The following is a 13,312-nucleotide window of genomic DNA, read 5'->3' as shown; positions in this document are numbered from 1 at the left end:
ATGACGTTTGACGGGGCGCGGCGGGCGTCCTCTCCCGCGGCCGGGAGAGGGAAAAGCGCTCAGTAGGCGCCGGCATTGTCGATGTGGAAGTTGTAGAGCTGGCGGGCCGAGCCGTAGCGCTTGAACTCGGACACATCCACGGTGCCCGCGAGGCCCGCGGCGGTGAGCTTCTCGTGCAGGTGCTGCTTGTGCTCCTCGCGCAGCTCCTTCTCGATGCAGTCGGCACCGAGGCTCTTCACCGAGCCGCGCACGAAGAGCTTGGCCTCATAGAGGCTGTCGCCCAGCGCATCGCCCGCATCGCCGAACACGATCAGCGAGCCGGCCTGGCCCATGAAGGCGCTCATATGGCCCACCGAGCCCTGCACGATGATGTCGATGCCCTTCATGGAGATGCCGCAGCGGGCCGAGGCATTGCCGTCGATCCGCAGCATGCCGCCATGGGCGGTGGCCCCCGCCGACTGGCTGGCATCGCCCCGCACATGGACGAAGCCGCTCATCATATTCTCGGCCACGCCCACCCCGGCGTTGCCGTGGATGATCACGCTGGCCTGCTGGTTCATGCCGGCGCAATAATAGCCCACATGGCCGTCCACCTCGATGGTCAGGGGGGCGTTGACGCCCGCCGCCAGCGCGTGGCGGCCATTGGGGTTGAGCACGCGCCAATGGCGGGTGTTGCTGTCGCCGGTGGCCTTGTGGAGCGCGGCGTTCAGTTCGCGCAGGGTGGTCTCTGCGAGGTCGAACGTGACGTCGGGATTGAAGGCGTTCATGCGGCGCGGTCCCAGAAATAGACGGTGGCGGGTTCGGGCTCGAAGACACGGGCCTTGGAGATGCCCGGCAGATCCACGAGCGCGCGGTATTCGGAGCCGAAGGCGACATACTGGTCGGTCTCGGCCATCACGGCGGGCTTGCAGGCGATGGGGTCGCGCAGGACGCCGAAGCCGCTTTCCGTGCCCACCACGAAGGTGAAGAAGCCGTCGAGGTCGCCAAGGCCGGCTTCCAGCGCCTCGCCCAGGGACTTGCCCTGCTGCATGCGCCAGGTGAGGTAGCCGGCTGCCACTTCGCTGTCATTCTCGGTGGCGAACGAGATGCCCTCGCGGCGCAGGTTGCGGCGCAGGTCGTTGTGGTTGGAAAGCGAGCCATTATGCACCAGGCACTGGTCGGCGCCGGTGGAGAAGGGATGGGCGCCGGCGGTGGTCACCGCGCTCTCGGTGGCCATGCGGGTGTGGCCGATGCCGTGGGTGCCGGCCATGCGCGGCAGGTCGAAGCGCTCGGCCACCGCGCGGGGCAGGCCCACTTCCTTGAAGATTTCCATGCGCGAGCCGGTGCCCACGATGGCCACCTCGGGATGGCGCGCGGCGAGGGCGGCGCGCACCTGGGCCTCATGGGCCTTGGGCACCTCGATCACCGCATGGGTGGAGCGCACCACCAGCTTGGGCGTGCCGCCGGAGGTCAGCGAGATGGAATTGGCCAGCGCCTCGAAATCATAGCCGTCCACGGCGCGCAGCGAGAGCTTCACATGGTCCTTCTCGCCCGACCCGTAGATGGCGAAGCCGGCGCTGTCCGGCCCGCGATCCGTCATGACGCAGAGCATGGAAGAGAGCATGGCGCCGAGGTCCGGCTCCAGCTTGGGGTCCTTCAGGAAGATACCAACGATGCCACACATGGCGCACTCCGGGCCGGTCAGAAACCTTGACCAAAGTGGTACGCCGCCCAACGCCTTCCGTCAACAATCTAGAATAAAATTTTCTTCATAGGAAAAGGTGGCGGGCAAAGCCGTCAGCGCGTGTCGCGGGCGTAGACGATGACGGACAGATAGGTCATCGGCCGCACAATGAGCTCTTCCGGGCCATGGGCGGCGCCGGAATCGAACATGAGCGAATCGCCGGGGCGCAGGTGATAAGTGCGGTCCGCGTGGCGATAGACCACCTCGCCCGACAGCATGTAGAGGAACTCCACCCCCGCATGGCGGAAGCCCGTGTAAGGCGTCGCCTCTTCCGACAGGGTGATGAGATAGGGCTCCACCACGATGTCACCGCCCAGGCCATGGCCCAGCAATTCATATTGGTGGCCGACCTTGGTGCCCCGCCGTTCGATGATGACGCCTTGATGGGCGCGCACGAAGGAACAGTCGCGCCGCTCCTCAAAGGCCGAGAAAAGCGTGGTGATGGGGACGTTCAGCGCCTTGGCAATGGATTGCAGCGTGCCGAGAGAGGGCGAGATCTGGCCGTTCTCGATCTTTGAGAGCATGCCCACCGAAATGCCGGCCGCGCCCGCAAGGTCGGAGACGGTGAGATCGAGCTGGCGGCGGATGGAGCGCACCTGCACGCCGAGGGCATGTTCCAGGGTGCTCGCGCTTGCCGCCGGTGCGTTCGATCCGGTCACATAATCGACCGCCTCGCTCTGATCCGCGGCCTTCGCCTTGCGCTCCGCCACCCTCGTCCCTCCCTGGCCAAGACCCCGGAGGCAGCTTGCCAGTTTCTGGAGAAGAAAAAAGCTCTTTTCTCGCGACAGCGCCGGAGGCGATGGCGTTTTGGCGCGATCAGGTGCCGGGAGCCTCGCCGGAGAGGTGATCCAGGTGCGTTCGGATGTGCGCAGCCTCCGCCGGGGTGCGGGCGAGGGCGATGGCGCGCAGGAATGCCTCGCGGGCCTCGCTGGCCCGGCCCATCTGCTTCAGAAGGGCTCCTTTCACTCCGAAGAAATGGAAGTAGCCGGAGAGGGGCACGGCGAGGGGTTCGATGAGCGCCAGGGCCGCTTCCGCGCCGGCCACTTTCGACACCGCCACCGCCCGGTTGAGGGTGATGACGGGGGAGGGCTGCATGCGCTCCAGCGCGCCATAGAGAAAGGCGATTTGCGGCCAGTCGGTCTCGGCCGGGGTGGCGGCGCGGGCATGCAGGGCGGCGATGGCCGCCTGCACCTGATAGGCGCCGGGCACCTTGTGACGCATGGCCTTGTCGATGAGCGCCAGCCCCTCCGCGATCATGGGCCGGTTCCACGCGGTCCGGTCCTGGTCCTCCAGCAGCACCGTGCTGCCATCGGCGGAAAAGCGGGCGGGAGCCCGGGCATGCTGGAGCAGCATGAGGGCGGCGAGCCCCATGATTTCAGGCTCGGCGGGATAAAGGCGCAGCAGGAGGCGCGCGAGGCGGATGGCCTCGTCGCAGAGCGACCCCCGGCCGGCGCTCTCCGAAGGGCCGGCGGAATAGCCTTCGTTGAACAAGAGATAGACCATGGCCGCCACCGCCCCGAGGCGCTCCGCCCGCTCCACCGGGCCGGGCGGCTCGAAGGGCACGCCGGCCCCCGCCACCTTGGCCTTGGCGCGGGTGATCCTTTGTTCCATGGCGCTGTCGGAGACCAGGAAGGCGCGGGCGATCTGCGCCACGCTCATGCCGCACACCACCCGCAGCGCCAGCGCGATCTGCTGCGTGGCGGGCAGGTCGGGATGGCAGCAGATGAAGAGCAGGCGCAGGATGTCATCGCGATAGTCGGCGCCATCGAGACGCTCGGCCATGCGGGCCTCCGCATCGTCGAGGTCGGAGACCTCCTCTTCCGGCGGCAGTTCCGCCTGCCGGCTGCGGCGGCGGACATGGTCAAGCGCCGCATTGCGCCCCACCAGGATGAGCCAGGCGGCGGGATCGCGTGGCGGGCCGTTCTTGGGCCAATGGGAGAGCGCCCGGAGCGAGGCCTCCTGGAACGCCTCCTCGGCGAGGTCCAGGTCGCGAAAATAGCGCAGAAGGGCCGCCACCGCCTGGGGCCGCGCGCCGGCCAGCGTGGAGGCGATGAAGTCCAGCTCGCTCACGCCGACGCGCCGCCGGGGAAGAACAGGCCGATGGGACGGATCTCATAGGAGCCGCCGGGATTGGCCTTGCCGAGCGCCCGGGCGATGTCGAGGGCTTCATCCAGGTTCGCGCAATCAACCACATAGAAGCCAAGCAATTGCTCCTTGGTCTCCGCGAAGGGGCCGTCGAGCACGAGGGGCGGGTCGCGGTCCTTGCGCAAGGTGGTGGCGGCGGTGGTGGGCAGGAGGCGGGCCACGGGGCCGAGCTTGCCGGCGCGGGCGAGGTCCTCCTGGACCACGGCGAGGCGGGCCATCACGGCCTCGTCCTCCGCCTTGGACCAGGCGCAGACCACATCCTCCTGGTGGTAGCAAAGAATGGCATATTGCATGGGACGCTCCCCTCCTGTGCTTTGGCCCGGCCTGCCGAAGGAACGCGCGACGCGGCCGTGCGCCGACAGCCGGGCTCTGTTTTTTCTCAGGCGCCGCCCGCCGGTGTCAGACCGGCAGGCGCAAGGTGGCGCGCAGGCCGCCCATGGGGCTGTCGGCCAGGATGATGTCGCCGCCATGGGCACGGGCGATGTCGCGGGCGATGGACAGGCCAAGGCCCGAGCCGCCCGCATCCTGGTTGCGCGCATCGTCTAGCCGCAGGAAGGGGCGGAACACCTCGTCCCGCTTCTCGGCGGGAATGCCGGGGCCGTCATCGTCCACGTTCACGATCAGCCAGCGGGCATCGCGGGTGCCGGAAATCTCCAGGCTCTTGGCATAGCGCACCGCATTGCCCACCAGATTTCCGATGCACCGACGCAGCGAGTCGGCCTTCACCTCCACCAGAGGTGGCCCGAGGAAGCTGGCCCGCGCCACCGCGCCGGAGCGCTCCGCATTGGCGCGCAGGTCCTCGATCAGCTGGGCCATGTCGGTGAGGGCGGATTGCTCGCCCGGATCGCCGCGGGCGAAGGCGAGATAGGCTTCCAGCATGCCCTGCAATTCGTCCACGTCCTTGCGCAGGGCGTCCACCTCCGGCCCCTCGGGCAGGAAGGCCAGCTCCAGGCGGAAGCGGGTGAGGATGGTGCGCATGTCGTGGGAGACGCCCGCCAGCATCGTGGTGCGTTGCTCTATCTGGCGCTCGATGCGCCGCTTCATCTCCAGGAAGGCCACCGCCGCCCGCCGCACTTCGCGGGCGCCGCGGGGTCGGAAATTCTCCACGTCGCGCCCCTTGCCGAACGCTTCGGCTGCGTCCGCCAGCATCACGATGGGCCGGATCTGGTTACGCAGGAACAGGATGGCCACCGCGAGCAGAACCAGAGAGGTGCCCACCATCCACAAGAGGAAGATGTGGGAATTGGATGCATAGGCCAGCCCGCGCGAGGCAAAGACACGCAGGACCACGTTGGGCAGCTTGATCCGCACTTCGAGGAGGTCGGAGCGCCCCACCGTATCCATCCAATAGGGCTGCTTGAGGCGCCGGCTCAGTTCCCGCGAGAGCACGCCGTCCAGGATGGAGAAGAAGGGCCGGGCGCTGGGGGCGGGCAGGGGATCGGGGGGCAGCACGTCGACGGTGAGCTGCAGATTCTGCCAAGCGATGCGGCGCAGGACCGTGGCGTCCTTCTCCGTGGGAAAGGCGGAATAGAGCGCCACCACGGCGGCAATGTCCTGGCTGACGGCGGCGGACAGGCGCCGCGTCACCGAATTGTAGTGCCGCTCCATGAACACGAACGCCACCACCGACTGCAGCAGCACCATGGGCATGACGATGATGAGCAGCGAGCGGGGATAGAGCCCCTTGGGCGTGATGCGGTTGAACCACGCCCCGAACCGGGCATTGACCGCCCCGAGGCGCGACATGAAGCCCCGCATCCCGGACCGGCCCGCCGCCATCATGGTCATGGGGTCACCACCAGCCGGTAGCCGACGCCGCGCACCGTCTGCACATAGATGGGATTGGCCGGATCGCGCTCCACCTTGCGGCGCAGGCGATTGACCTGCACGTCCACCGCCCGCTCGCTGGCCGCCCCGTTGCCGGCGAGCGCAAGGCGCGGCACCGTCTCGCCCGGCGCCTCTGCGAGGATGCGCAGCATGTCGCGCTCGCGCTCGGTGATGCGCACGATCTCCCCGCCCTTGGCCAGTTCCCCCCGGCCGAGATGGAAGACGAAGTCGCCGAAGCGTACCTCCTCGATGGCTTTCGGCGGCGGCGGGGCGGCGCGCTTCAGGATGGAGCCCACCCGCAGCAACAGCTCGCGCGGCTCGAACGGCTTGCCCAGATAATCGTCCACCCCCGCCTCCAGGCCGGCGATGCGGTCCGGCGTGTCCGAGCGGGCGGTGAGCATGAGAATGGGCACCGGATTGGTGCGGCGAATGTCGCGGGCGAGATCCAGGCCGGATTCGCCGGGCATCATCACGTCGAGGATGAGCAGGTCGAAGGTCAGCCCTTCCATGCGGCTGCGGGCGTCCGCGGCGGACGCGGCCATGGTGATGCGGTAGCCGTGGCCGGTAAGGAAGCGGGACAGAAGGGTGCGGATGCGGCTGTCGTCGTCCACCACCAGGAGATGGGGGGCATCGTCCGCGACGGAGGCGGGGGGCAGGTCGGTGGCGGTCTCGGGGCTCATGGTGTGGCCGTCTGCGATCGGAGGAAAGGGCACTTATGGCTCAAGCGGAGCGACCGCGCTCCGCCTTCTGGATCAGGTTTTCCACCTCGGCGCGATCTTCCGGGTCGATCATGGCCACAAGAAAGCGGCGCACCGTCTCCCGCGAGCCGGGCCCGCAGGCCTGGAGCGCCTTGTGGATGCGCCGGCTCTGCACCGCCATGAAGGCGCGCGCCAGGGCCTCGCCCTTGGGGGTGGGATAGAGCAAACGCTGGCGGCGATCGGACGCGCCGGCGCGGCTGTCGACGAAGCCTTCGTCCACCAGTTCCCGCAGCACCCGGCCGAGCGACTGTTTGGTGATGCGCAGGATGTCGAGCAGGTCGGTGACGCGCATGCCGGGATGGCGGTTCACGAAATGGAGAACGCGATGGTGCGCGCGGCCGAAGCCGAGCGGCGCCAGCGCCTCGTCGGGATCGGCAACGAAATCCCGATAAGCGAAGAAAAACAACTCGATGAGGTCCACCATGGGAGGACCTTCCGCCGGCGCGGCGGGGGAATGCGCATCTGCCAGAGGCGGCGCAATGAGAGGATTTATGTCAGCCATGTTGACTTTTTTCGATCCGATCATTACTCACACAGTCGCGGTGGCGAAAGGATCGGTCTCGAACCGTGGTTCTGGAGTTCGATCATTGCGCTCTTGCCGTCTGTGACCATATTTCAGACGGAAAGTAACCGTACCGGGCATGGCTGCAAAGTCGCGGCCGCCAGGGAGGCAAGGGCCGTCTTAAAGGAACGGCCGCATAGGAGTGAAGACCATGAGTGGTGGAGAACCTTTCGACAAACGTGACGGGTGGATCTGGTATGACGGGGCCATGGTGCCCTGGCAGGACGCCAAGCTGCACGTACTCTCCCACGGTCTTCATTATGCCAGCTGCGTGTTTGAAGGCGAGCGCGCTTATGGCGGCCGCATCTTCAAGAGCGCGGCCCATTCCGAGCGCCTGCGCCTCTCGGCCGAGATGCTGGACTTCACCATTCCCTATTCCATCGAGGAAATCTGCGCGGCCAAGCAGCAGACGCTCGAGAAGAACGGGCTCGTGGACGCCTACGTGCGCCCGGTCGCCTGGCGCGGCAGCGAGATGATGGGCGTGTCCGCCCAGAACAATAAGATCCACCTCGCCATCGGCGTGTGGGAATGGCCGAGCTATTTCGATCCCGAGCAGCGCCTGAAGGGCCTGCGCCTGGACCTGGCCGAGTTCCGTCGGCCCGATCCGGCGACCATCCCCTGCAAGGCCAAGGCCTCCGGCCTCTACATGATCTGCACCATCTCCAAGCATAAGGCGGAGCGTCGCGGCTTCGCCGATGCGATGATGCTGGATTATCGGGGCCTGGTGGCCGAGTGCACCGGCGCCAACATCTTCTTCGTGAAGGATGGCGTCATCCACACGCCGAAGCCCGACTGCTTCCTGGACGGCATCACCCGCCGCACCGTGATCGACCTTGCCCGTCGCCACGGCATCGAAGTGGTGGAACGGGCCATCAAGCCCGAGGAACTGGCTGATTTCTCCGAGTGCTTCATCACCGGCACCGCCGCCGAGGTGACGCCGGTGGGCGAGATCGCCGAGTGGCGCTTCACGCCGTCGGGCATCACCCATCAGCTGATGGATGCCTACACCGCTGAAGTGCGGCCCAAGCAGGCCGCGGCCTGATCCCAGCTTGAGCGGCTGGACGGACACAGCGGGCGCCGGCCGAAAGGTCGGCGCCCGTTTTTGCATTTCGGGGCGGGGTTTGGGGCGGGTTAGGGGGGCGGTTTCCTCGCCCGCTGCCCGCCGCGCTTCAATCGGTGCCGATCGCGATCAAGCTTAGGCGCTGCTGTCGCTTGCCCCCGCTGGCGTTTTGGTGTCTCTCCCCGGTGTCGCGGGCACCGCGGTAGCGGCCGGCCCCGCGCTTTGGACGGGGAAAGCCGAGCCGCCCTCCGCGCCGAAGGGGGACAGGGGATGGATTTGGCCGGCGAGGTCCTGGTCTTCATTTTCATCTATGTGCTGATGGTGCTCGCCACCCTGGCGCTGCGCGCAAGAAAGGCCATCGGCACCGAGCATGCGCCCTTGATCTCGCGCATCGTGATGGACCTATCCCTGCCGGCGCTGATCTTCTCGCACCTGGCGGGAACGCGGTTCAATTATGAATATCTGGCGGCGGGGCTCGTGGTCTGGGCGGGCGAGCTGGCGGCCTGCCTCCTCGCGCTGCTGGCCGGCCGGGCCTTGCGCCTCGACCGGCCGGCGCTCGGCAGTTTTCTCCTGTGCTCGACCTTCGGCTCCACCTCGCTGGTGGGCAATGTGCTGCTGGATGTGGTCTATCGCGGCCACCAGGGGCTCATCGCCATCGGCCTCTTCATCGGCCAGTTCGGCGTCGGCCTGCCCAACAACACCGTCGGGCTGCTCATCGGCATGCGCTACACCGCCACCGGCGGCGGCGAGCCCATGGGTCGCCTGGTGCTGCGCTTCCTCTTGTCCATGCCTGTGGTCGCCATCCTGGCCGGCCTGGGCTGGAGCGCGCTCCAATTGCCGGTCCATGGCGGCGCGCTGACCGCCCTGTTCGGCGCGACCACCTTGATGGGCGGCTCCCTGCCGCTCCTGGCGGCCATGGTCACCGGCCTCACCCTTCAGCCGGTCTCGGTGCGCGGCGTGCTTCCGGCCATCGTGGCGAGCCAGCTCCTGCAATTGGTGGTCAAGCCGCTGCTCGCCTTCGGGATCATGGCGCTCCTGGCCCTGCCGGTGGACCACCGCATGGTGATGATGCTCTCGGCCATGCCGGCCTCGCCACTGGCCGTCATCTATGCCGCCCGCTATGGCGGCGACACCACGCTTTCCACCACGCTGGTGAGCGTATCGCTGCTCCTGTCCTTCCTCACCCTGCCCGTGATGGTTGCCTTGCTTTAAGTCACGCACCGGCCCTGCGGCATTTGTTGCACAGCCGCAACATCCGGCCTCTATTAGCCGTTGGACGAACCCCCTGAGGACAGCCCCCATGCGTCGCCCGCTCTACAAGATCCTCTACGTCCAAGTCTTGGCCGCGGTGGTGATCGGGGTGGTCGTCGGCGCGCTCTTTCCCCATTTCGGCGAGGCCATGAAGCCGCTCGGCGACGGCTTCATCAAGCTGGTGAAGATGATTATCGCGCCCGTGGTGTTCTGCACCGTGGTGGTGGGCATCGCCAATATGGGCGACGTGAAGCGGGTGGGGCGGGTTGGCGGCAAGGCGCTGCTCTATTTCGAGGTGGTCTCCACCTTCGCCCTGGTGATCGGCCTCATGGTGGGCAAGGTGCTGCAGCCGGGGGCGGGCTTCAATGTGGACCCGGCAACGCTCAACGCCGCCGCGGTGGGGCAGTTCGCCAATGCGGCCAAGCACACATCCCTGGTGGACTTCTTCCTCAACATCATTCCCGAGACGCTGGTGGGCGCTTTGGCCAAGGGGGAGATCCTTCAGGTCCTGTTTGTCGCCATCCTCACCGGCTTTGCCCTCACCCGGCTGGGCGAGACCGGGGCGCCCATCCTGAAGGCCATCCGCAAGGTGGAGGAACTGGTCTTCTCCATCGTCGCCATCGTCATGCGGGCAGCCCCGGTCGGGGCGTTTGGCGCCATGGCCTTCACCATCGGCGCCTATGGGCTGGCCGCCATCGGCAATCTCGTCGAGCTGATCGCCACCTTCTATCTCACGGCCATCCTGTTCGTCCTGCTGGTGCTCGGCACCATCGCGCGCCTGTCCGGCTTCAACATCCTCAAGCTGTTGCGCTACATCCGCGAAGATCTCCTGATCGTGCTCGGCACTTCGTCGTCCGAAAGCGCCCTGCCGAGCCTGATGCGCAAGCTGGAGGCCGCTGGCGCCTCGCGCGGGGTGGTCTCGCTGGTGGTGCCCACCGGCTATTCGTTCAACCTGGACGGCACCAACATCTACATGACGTTGGCGACCCTGTTCATCGCCCAGGCCACCAACACGCCCCTCACCATGGGCCATGAGCTGACCATCCTGGCGGTGGCCATGCTCACCTCCAAGGGCGCCGGCGCGGTGGCCGGAGGCGGCTTCATCACGCTGGCGGCGACGCTGGAAGTGGTGCCGGAAATTCCCATTGCCGGCATGGCGCTGCTCCTGGGCGTGGACCGCTTCATGGCGGAATGCCGTTCGCTCACCAATTTCGTCGGCAATGCGGTGGCGACCCTGGTGATCGCACGGTGGGAGGGGGAACTGGATCAGGCGCGCCTTGCCCGCGTGCTCGATGGTGACCTCGACGTTGGCCCGGACGTCGACCCGGACGGTTCCGACGTCCAACCTGCCCGCGCCGGCTGACCATGGACGCACCCGTCCCCCTCTCCGAGCCAAAGGCCGGAGCACGCCGGGCCCTGCCGCGCTGGCGCAGCCTTCCCGTGCTGGTCCTGCTGGGGGCGGTCGGGGGTGTGCTGGCAGGGGCGCTGCTGCCCGGCTTCGGCGCGGCACTGGGGCCACTGGCGGACCTGTTCGTGCGCATGCTCCATCTGGTGGTGGCGCCGGTGGTGTTCTGCACCTTGACGCTCGGCATCGCGGAATTGGGCGATGCCCGCAAGGTGGGATGGCTCGGCGGCGGGGCGCTGCTTTATTTCGAGATCATGTCCACCTTGGCGCTGATTCTCGGCCTTGCGGCCGGGCTGTGGCTGCGGCCGGGGGAGGGGCTCCACATCAACGCCGCCACCCTGGACCCGGCGCTGGTGCGGGATTTCGCGGCGCAGGCGAAGGCCACCGGGCCTGCGGCCTTCTTCCTCGGCATCATCCCCGAAACGCTGGTGGGGGCGCTGGCGCAGGGCACCATGCTCCAGGTGTTGTTCGTCTCGCTCCTGTGCGGCTTCGCCCTGGCGCGGCTTGGCGCGGCCGGCGCGCCGCTGCTGCGGGGCCTGCGCCACCTCCAGGATCTCATCTTCCAGCTGGTCACCCTGGTGATGGCGGTGGCGCCTTTGGGCGCGTTCGGCGCCATGGCCCTCGTCGTGGGCAAATATGGTGTCGCCGTCCTGGTGCCGTTCCTGTGGCTGGCGGGGGCCATGTATGGTACCCAGCTCCTGTTCGTGCTGGTGGTGTGCGGGGCGGTGGCACGGGCCTGCGGCTTCAGCCTCTTCGCCGTGCTGCGCCTGCTGAAGGAGGAATTGTTCGTGGTGCTGGGCACCGCCTGCTCGGAAAGCGCCCTGCCGGGCACCATGCGGCGGCTTGAGGAGGCGGGGGTCTCCAAGGGGGTTGTGAGCCTGGTGGTGCCGGCGGGCTATTCCTTCAACCTGGACGGCACCAACATCTATATGACGCTGGCCATCCTCTTCATCGCCCAGGCCACCGATACGGCCTTGTCCGCCGGCCAGATCGTGGCGCTGCTGGCCACCGCCATGCTGACCACCCGCGGCATGCCGGGCATTCCCGGCTCCGTCTTCATCGCGCTTGCCGCCACCTTCGCCATCGTGCCGGCCGTTCCCGCCGCCGGCATCGCGCTGCTGCTGGGGGTGGACCGGTTTCTCAACACCGGCCGCTCCCTCACCAATGTCATCGGCAATGCGGTGGGGGCGGTGGTGGTGGCCCGCTGGGACAGGGGCTATGACCCCGCCCGCTTCGAGGCGGTGCTCGGCACGGGGCGGCCGACATGAGCGCCTCGGCTGCGCCCCGCCGGACCGGCTGGCACCGCTCGCTCTATATGCAGGTCCTGGTGGGGGCGCTGCTGGGGGCGGGCGTGGGGCTCGTCGCCCCCGGCTTCGGCGCCGCCATGGAGCCGCTCGGCCAGGCTTTCATCAAGCTGGTGCAGATGGTGATCGATCCGCTGGTGATCTGCACGCTGGTGGTCGGCATTGCCGGCAGCCGGGGCGAGGCGGCCATGGGGCGCATCGGCGGCAAGGCGCTGCTTTATTTCGAGGGCATGTCCACCTTCGCCCTGTTCATCGGGCTGGCCGTGGGCTTCCTGATCCAGCCGGGCGCCGGCTTCCAGGTGGACCCGCGCACCCTCGACATGGCGGAAGTCGCGCCTTACGTGGATGCCAGCGCCCAGCACACGGTGGCGGGCTTCCTGCTGGCCATCATTCCCACCACCCTGGTGAGTGCCTTCACCTCCGGCGACATGGTGCAGGTGCTGTTCGTCTCGCTTCTCACCGCCTTCGCGCTGCTGCGCCTGGGACCGGCCGGGGAGCCCCTGCTGCGCGCCATGCAGAAGCTGGAGGGGCTGGTCTTCGCCCTCGCGCGCCTCGTCATGCTGTCCGCGCCGCTCGGCGCCTTCGGGGCCATGGCCTTCGTGGTGGGGAAGTTCGGCTGGCACGCCATCGGCAGCCTGCTGCTCCTCATCGGCACGCTCTATCTGGCCGAGATCGCCTTCATCGTGCTGGTGCTCGGCACCGTCGCCCGGCTGTGCGGCTTTTCCATCTTCAAGCTGCTGCGTTACATCAAGGACGAGATCCTGCTGGTGATCGGCACCTCCTGCGCGGAGAGCGCCCTGCCGGGCCTGATCCCGAAGCTGGAGCAGGCGGGCGCGCGTCCGGCGGTGGTGCGCCTGGTGGTGCCCGGCGGCTATGCCTTCAATTCCGACGGCACCAACATCTATCTCACCCTCGCCATCCTGTTCATCGCCCAGGCGACCGGCACGCACCTGTCGTTCGGCCAGCTCGCCGGGCTGCTGGCGGTGGCCATGCTGACGTCAAAGGGGGCGGGCGGGGTGAGCGGGTCGAGCTTCATCGCGCTTGCCGCCACCTTGAGCGTGGTGCCGGACCTGCCGCTGGCCGGCATCGCCCTCATTCTCGGCATTGACCGCTTCCTCTCGGAAGCCCGCTCCACCACCAACATGATCGGCAATGCGGTGGCGACCCTGGTGGTGGCCAGGTGGGAAGGCGCCCTGGACATGGATCGCCTCAGGGCGGCGCTGGACGGGGAGGGTGGGGTCCCGGCGACGGGGGAGCGGGCGGCGGCCTGATCCTCG

13 protein-coding genes are annotated in these 13,312 nt (G+C 67.8%); 5 read left to right on the top strand and 8 right to left on the bottom strand.

The window, feature by feature from the left end:
* Positions 1-59 precede the first annotated feature (59 nt).
* The 8 genes from ACT54L_RS05450 to ACT54L_RS05415 all read right to left on the bottom strand — a co-directional run bounded on the left by ACT54L_RS05450 (position 60) and on the right by ACT54L_RS05415 (position 6,955).
* Entirely contained in the window at positions 60-767 is a 708-nt protein-coding gene (locus ACT54L_RS05450; protein WP_476084538.1) for a protein glxC, read from the bottom strand.
* A complete protein-coding gene (locus ACT54L_RS05445; protein WP_476084537.1) occupies positions 764-1,663 on the bottom strand; it encodes a class II glutamine amidotransferase in 900 nt (299 codons plus the stop codon). Before ACT54L_RS05445 ends, ACT54L_RS05450 begins: the two co-directional genes overlap by 4 nt.
* Positions 1,664-1,776: 113 nt before the next feature.
* Positions 1,777-2,433 (bottom strand): helix-turn-helix domain-containing protein, encoded by a 657-nt coding sequence (locus tag ACT54L_RS05440; RefSeq protein WP_476084536.1) that lies wholly within the window; start codon positions 2,431-2,433, stop codon positions 1,777-1,779.
* A gap of 106 nt (positions 2,434-2,539) precedes the next feature.
* Positions 2,540-3,793: an RNA polymerase sigma factor gene (locus ACT54L_RS05435; RefSeq protein ID WP_476084535.1), complete on the bottom strand. Its 1,254-nt coding sequence runs from the start codon at positions 3,791-3,793 to the stop codon at positions 2,540-2,542.
* Positions 3,790-4,161 (bottom strand): YciI family protein, encoded by a 372-nt coding sequence (locus ACT54L_RS05430; RefSeq protein ID WP_476084534.1) that lies wholly within the window; start codon positions 4,159-4,161, stop codon positions 3,790-3,792. The genes ACT54L_RS05435 and ACT54L_RS05430 overlap by 4 nt, the downstream gene beginning before the upstream one ends.
* A 106-nt stretch (positions 4,162-4,267) precedes the next feature.
* The gene (locus ACT54L_RS05425; RefSeq protein WP_476084533.1) at positions 4,268-5,656 is read right to left on the bottom strand and encodes an ATP-binding protein; all 1,389 of its coding nucleotides are present in this window, start codon (positions 5,654-5,656) and stop codon (positions 4,268-4,270) included.
* Entirely contained in the window at positions 5,653-6,375 is a 723-nt protein-coding gene (locus ACT54L_RS05420; protein ID WP_476084531.1) for a response regulator, read from the bottom strand. Before ACT54L_RS05420 ends, ACT54L_RS05425 begins: the two co-directional genes overlap by 4 nt.
* 40 nt (positions 6,376-6,415) lie before the next feature.
* Complete coding sequence (locus ACT54L_RS05415; RefSeq protein ID WP_476084530.1) at positions 6,416-6,955, bottom strand: MarR family winged helix-turn-helix transcriptional regulator; 540 nt, start codon at positions 6,953-6,955, stop codon at positions 6,416-6,418.
* A gap of 211 nt (positions 6,956-7,166) precedes the next feature.
* Here ACT54L_RS05415 and ACT54L_RS05410 point away from each other — a divergent pair, with 211 nt between their 5' ends.
* From ACT54L_RS05410 to dctA, 5 genes are all read left to right on the top strand, one after another.
* Positions 7,167-8,057 (top strand): branched-chain amino acid aminotransferase, encoded by an 891-nt coding sequence (locus ACT54L_RS05410; RefSeq protein WP_476084529.1) that lies wholly within the window; start codon positions 7,167-7,169, stop codon positions 8,055-8,057.
* 288 nt (positions 8,058-8,345) lie between these two features.
* Positions 8,346-9,287, top strand: a complete 942-nt coding sequence (locus ACT54L_RS05405; protein WP_476084528.1) for an AEC family transporter — start codon at positions 8,346-8,348, stop codon at positions 9,285-9,287.
* An 88-nt stretch (positions 9,288-9,375) separates the two neighbouring features.
* Complete coding sequence (locus ACT54L_RS05400; RefSeq protein ID WP_476084527.1) at positions 9,376-10,689, top strand: dicarboxylate/amino acid:cation symporter; 1,314 nt, start codon at positions 9,376-9,378, stop codon at positions 10,687-10,689.
* Between the two features lie 2 nt (positions 10,690-10,691).
* Positions 10,692-11,999, top strand: a complete 1,308-nt coding sequence (locus ACT54L_RS05395) for a cation:dicarboxylate symporter family transporter (RefSeq protein WP_476084526.1) — start codon at positions 10,692-10,694, stop codon at positions 11,997-11,999.
* Positions 11,996-13,306, top strand: a complete 1,311-nt coding sequence (gene dctA / locus ACT54L_RS05390) for a C4-dicarboxylate transporter DctA (RefSeq protein WP_476084525.1) — start codon at positions 11,996-11,998, stop codon at positions 13,304-13,306. Before ACT54L_RS05395 ends, dctA begins: the two co-directional genes overlap by 4 nt.
* Positions 13,307-13,312 lie beyond the last annotated feature (6 nt).

The sequence above is a fragment of the Aquabacter sp. DMC10 genome (assembly GCF_056314145.1).
Note: the sequence above shows the minus strand (reverse complement) of the source record. Positions and strands in the feature narration are given on the sequence as shown.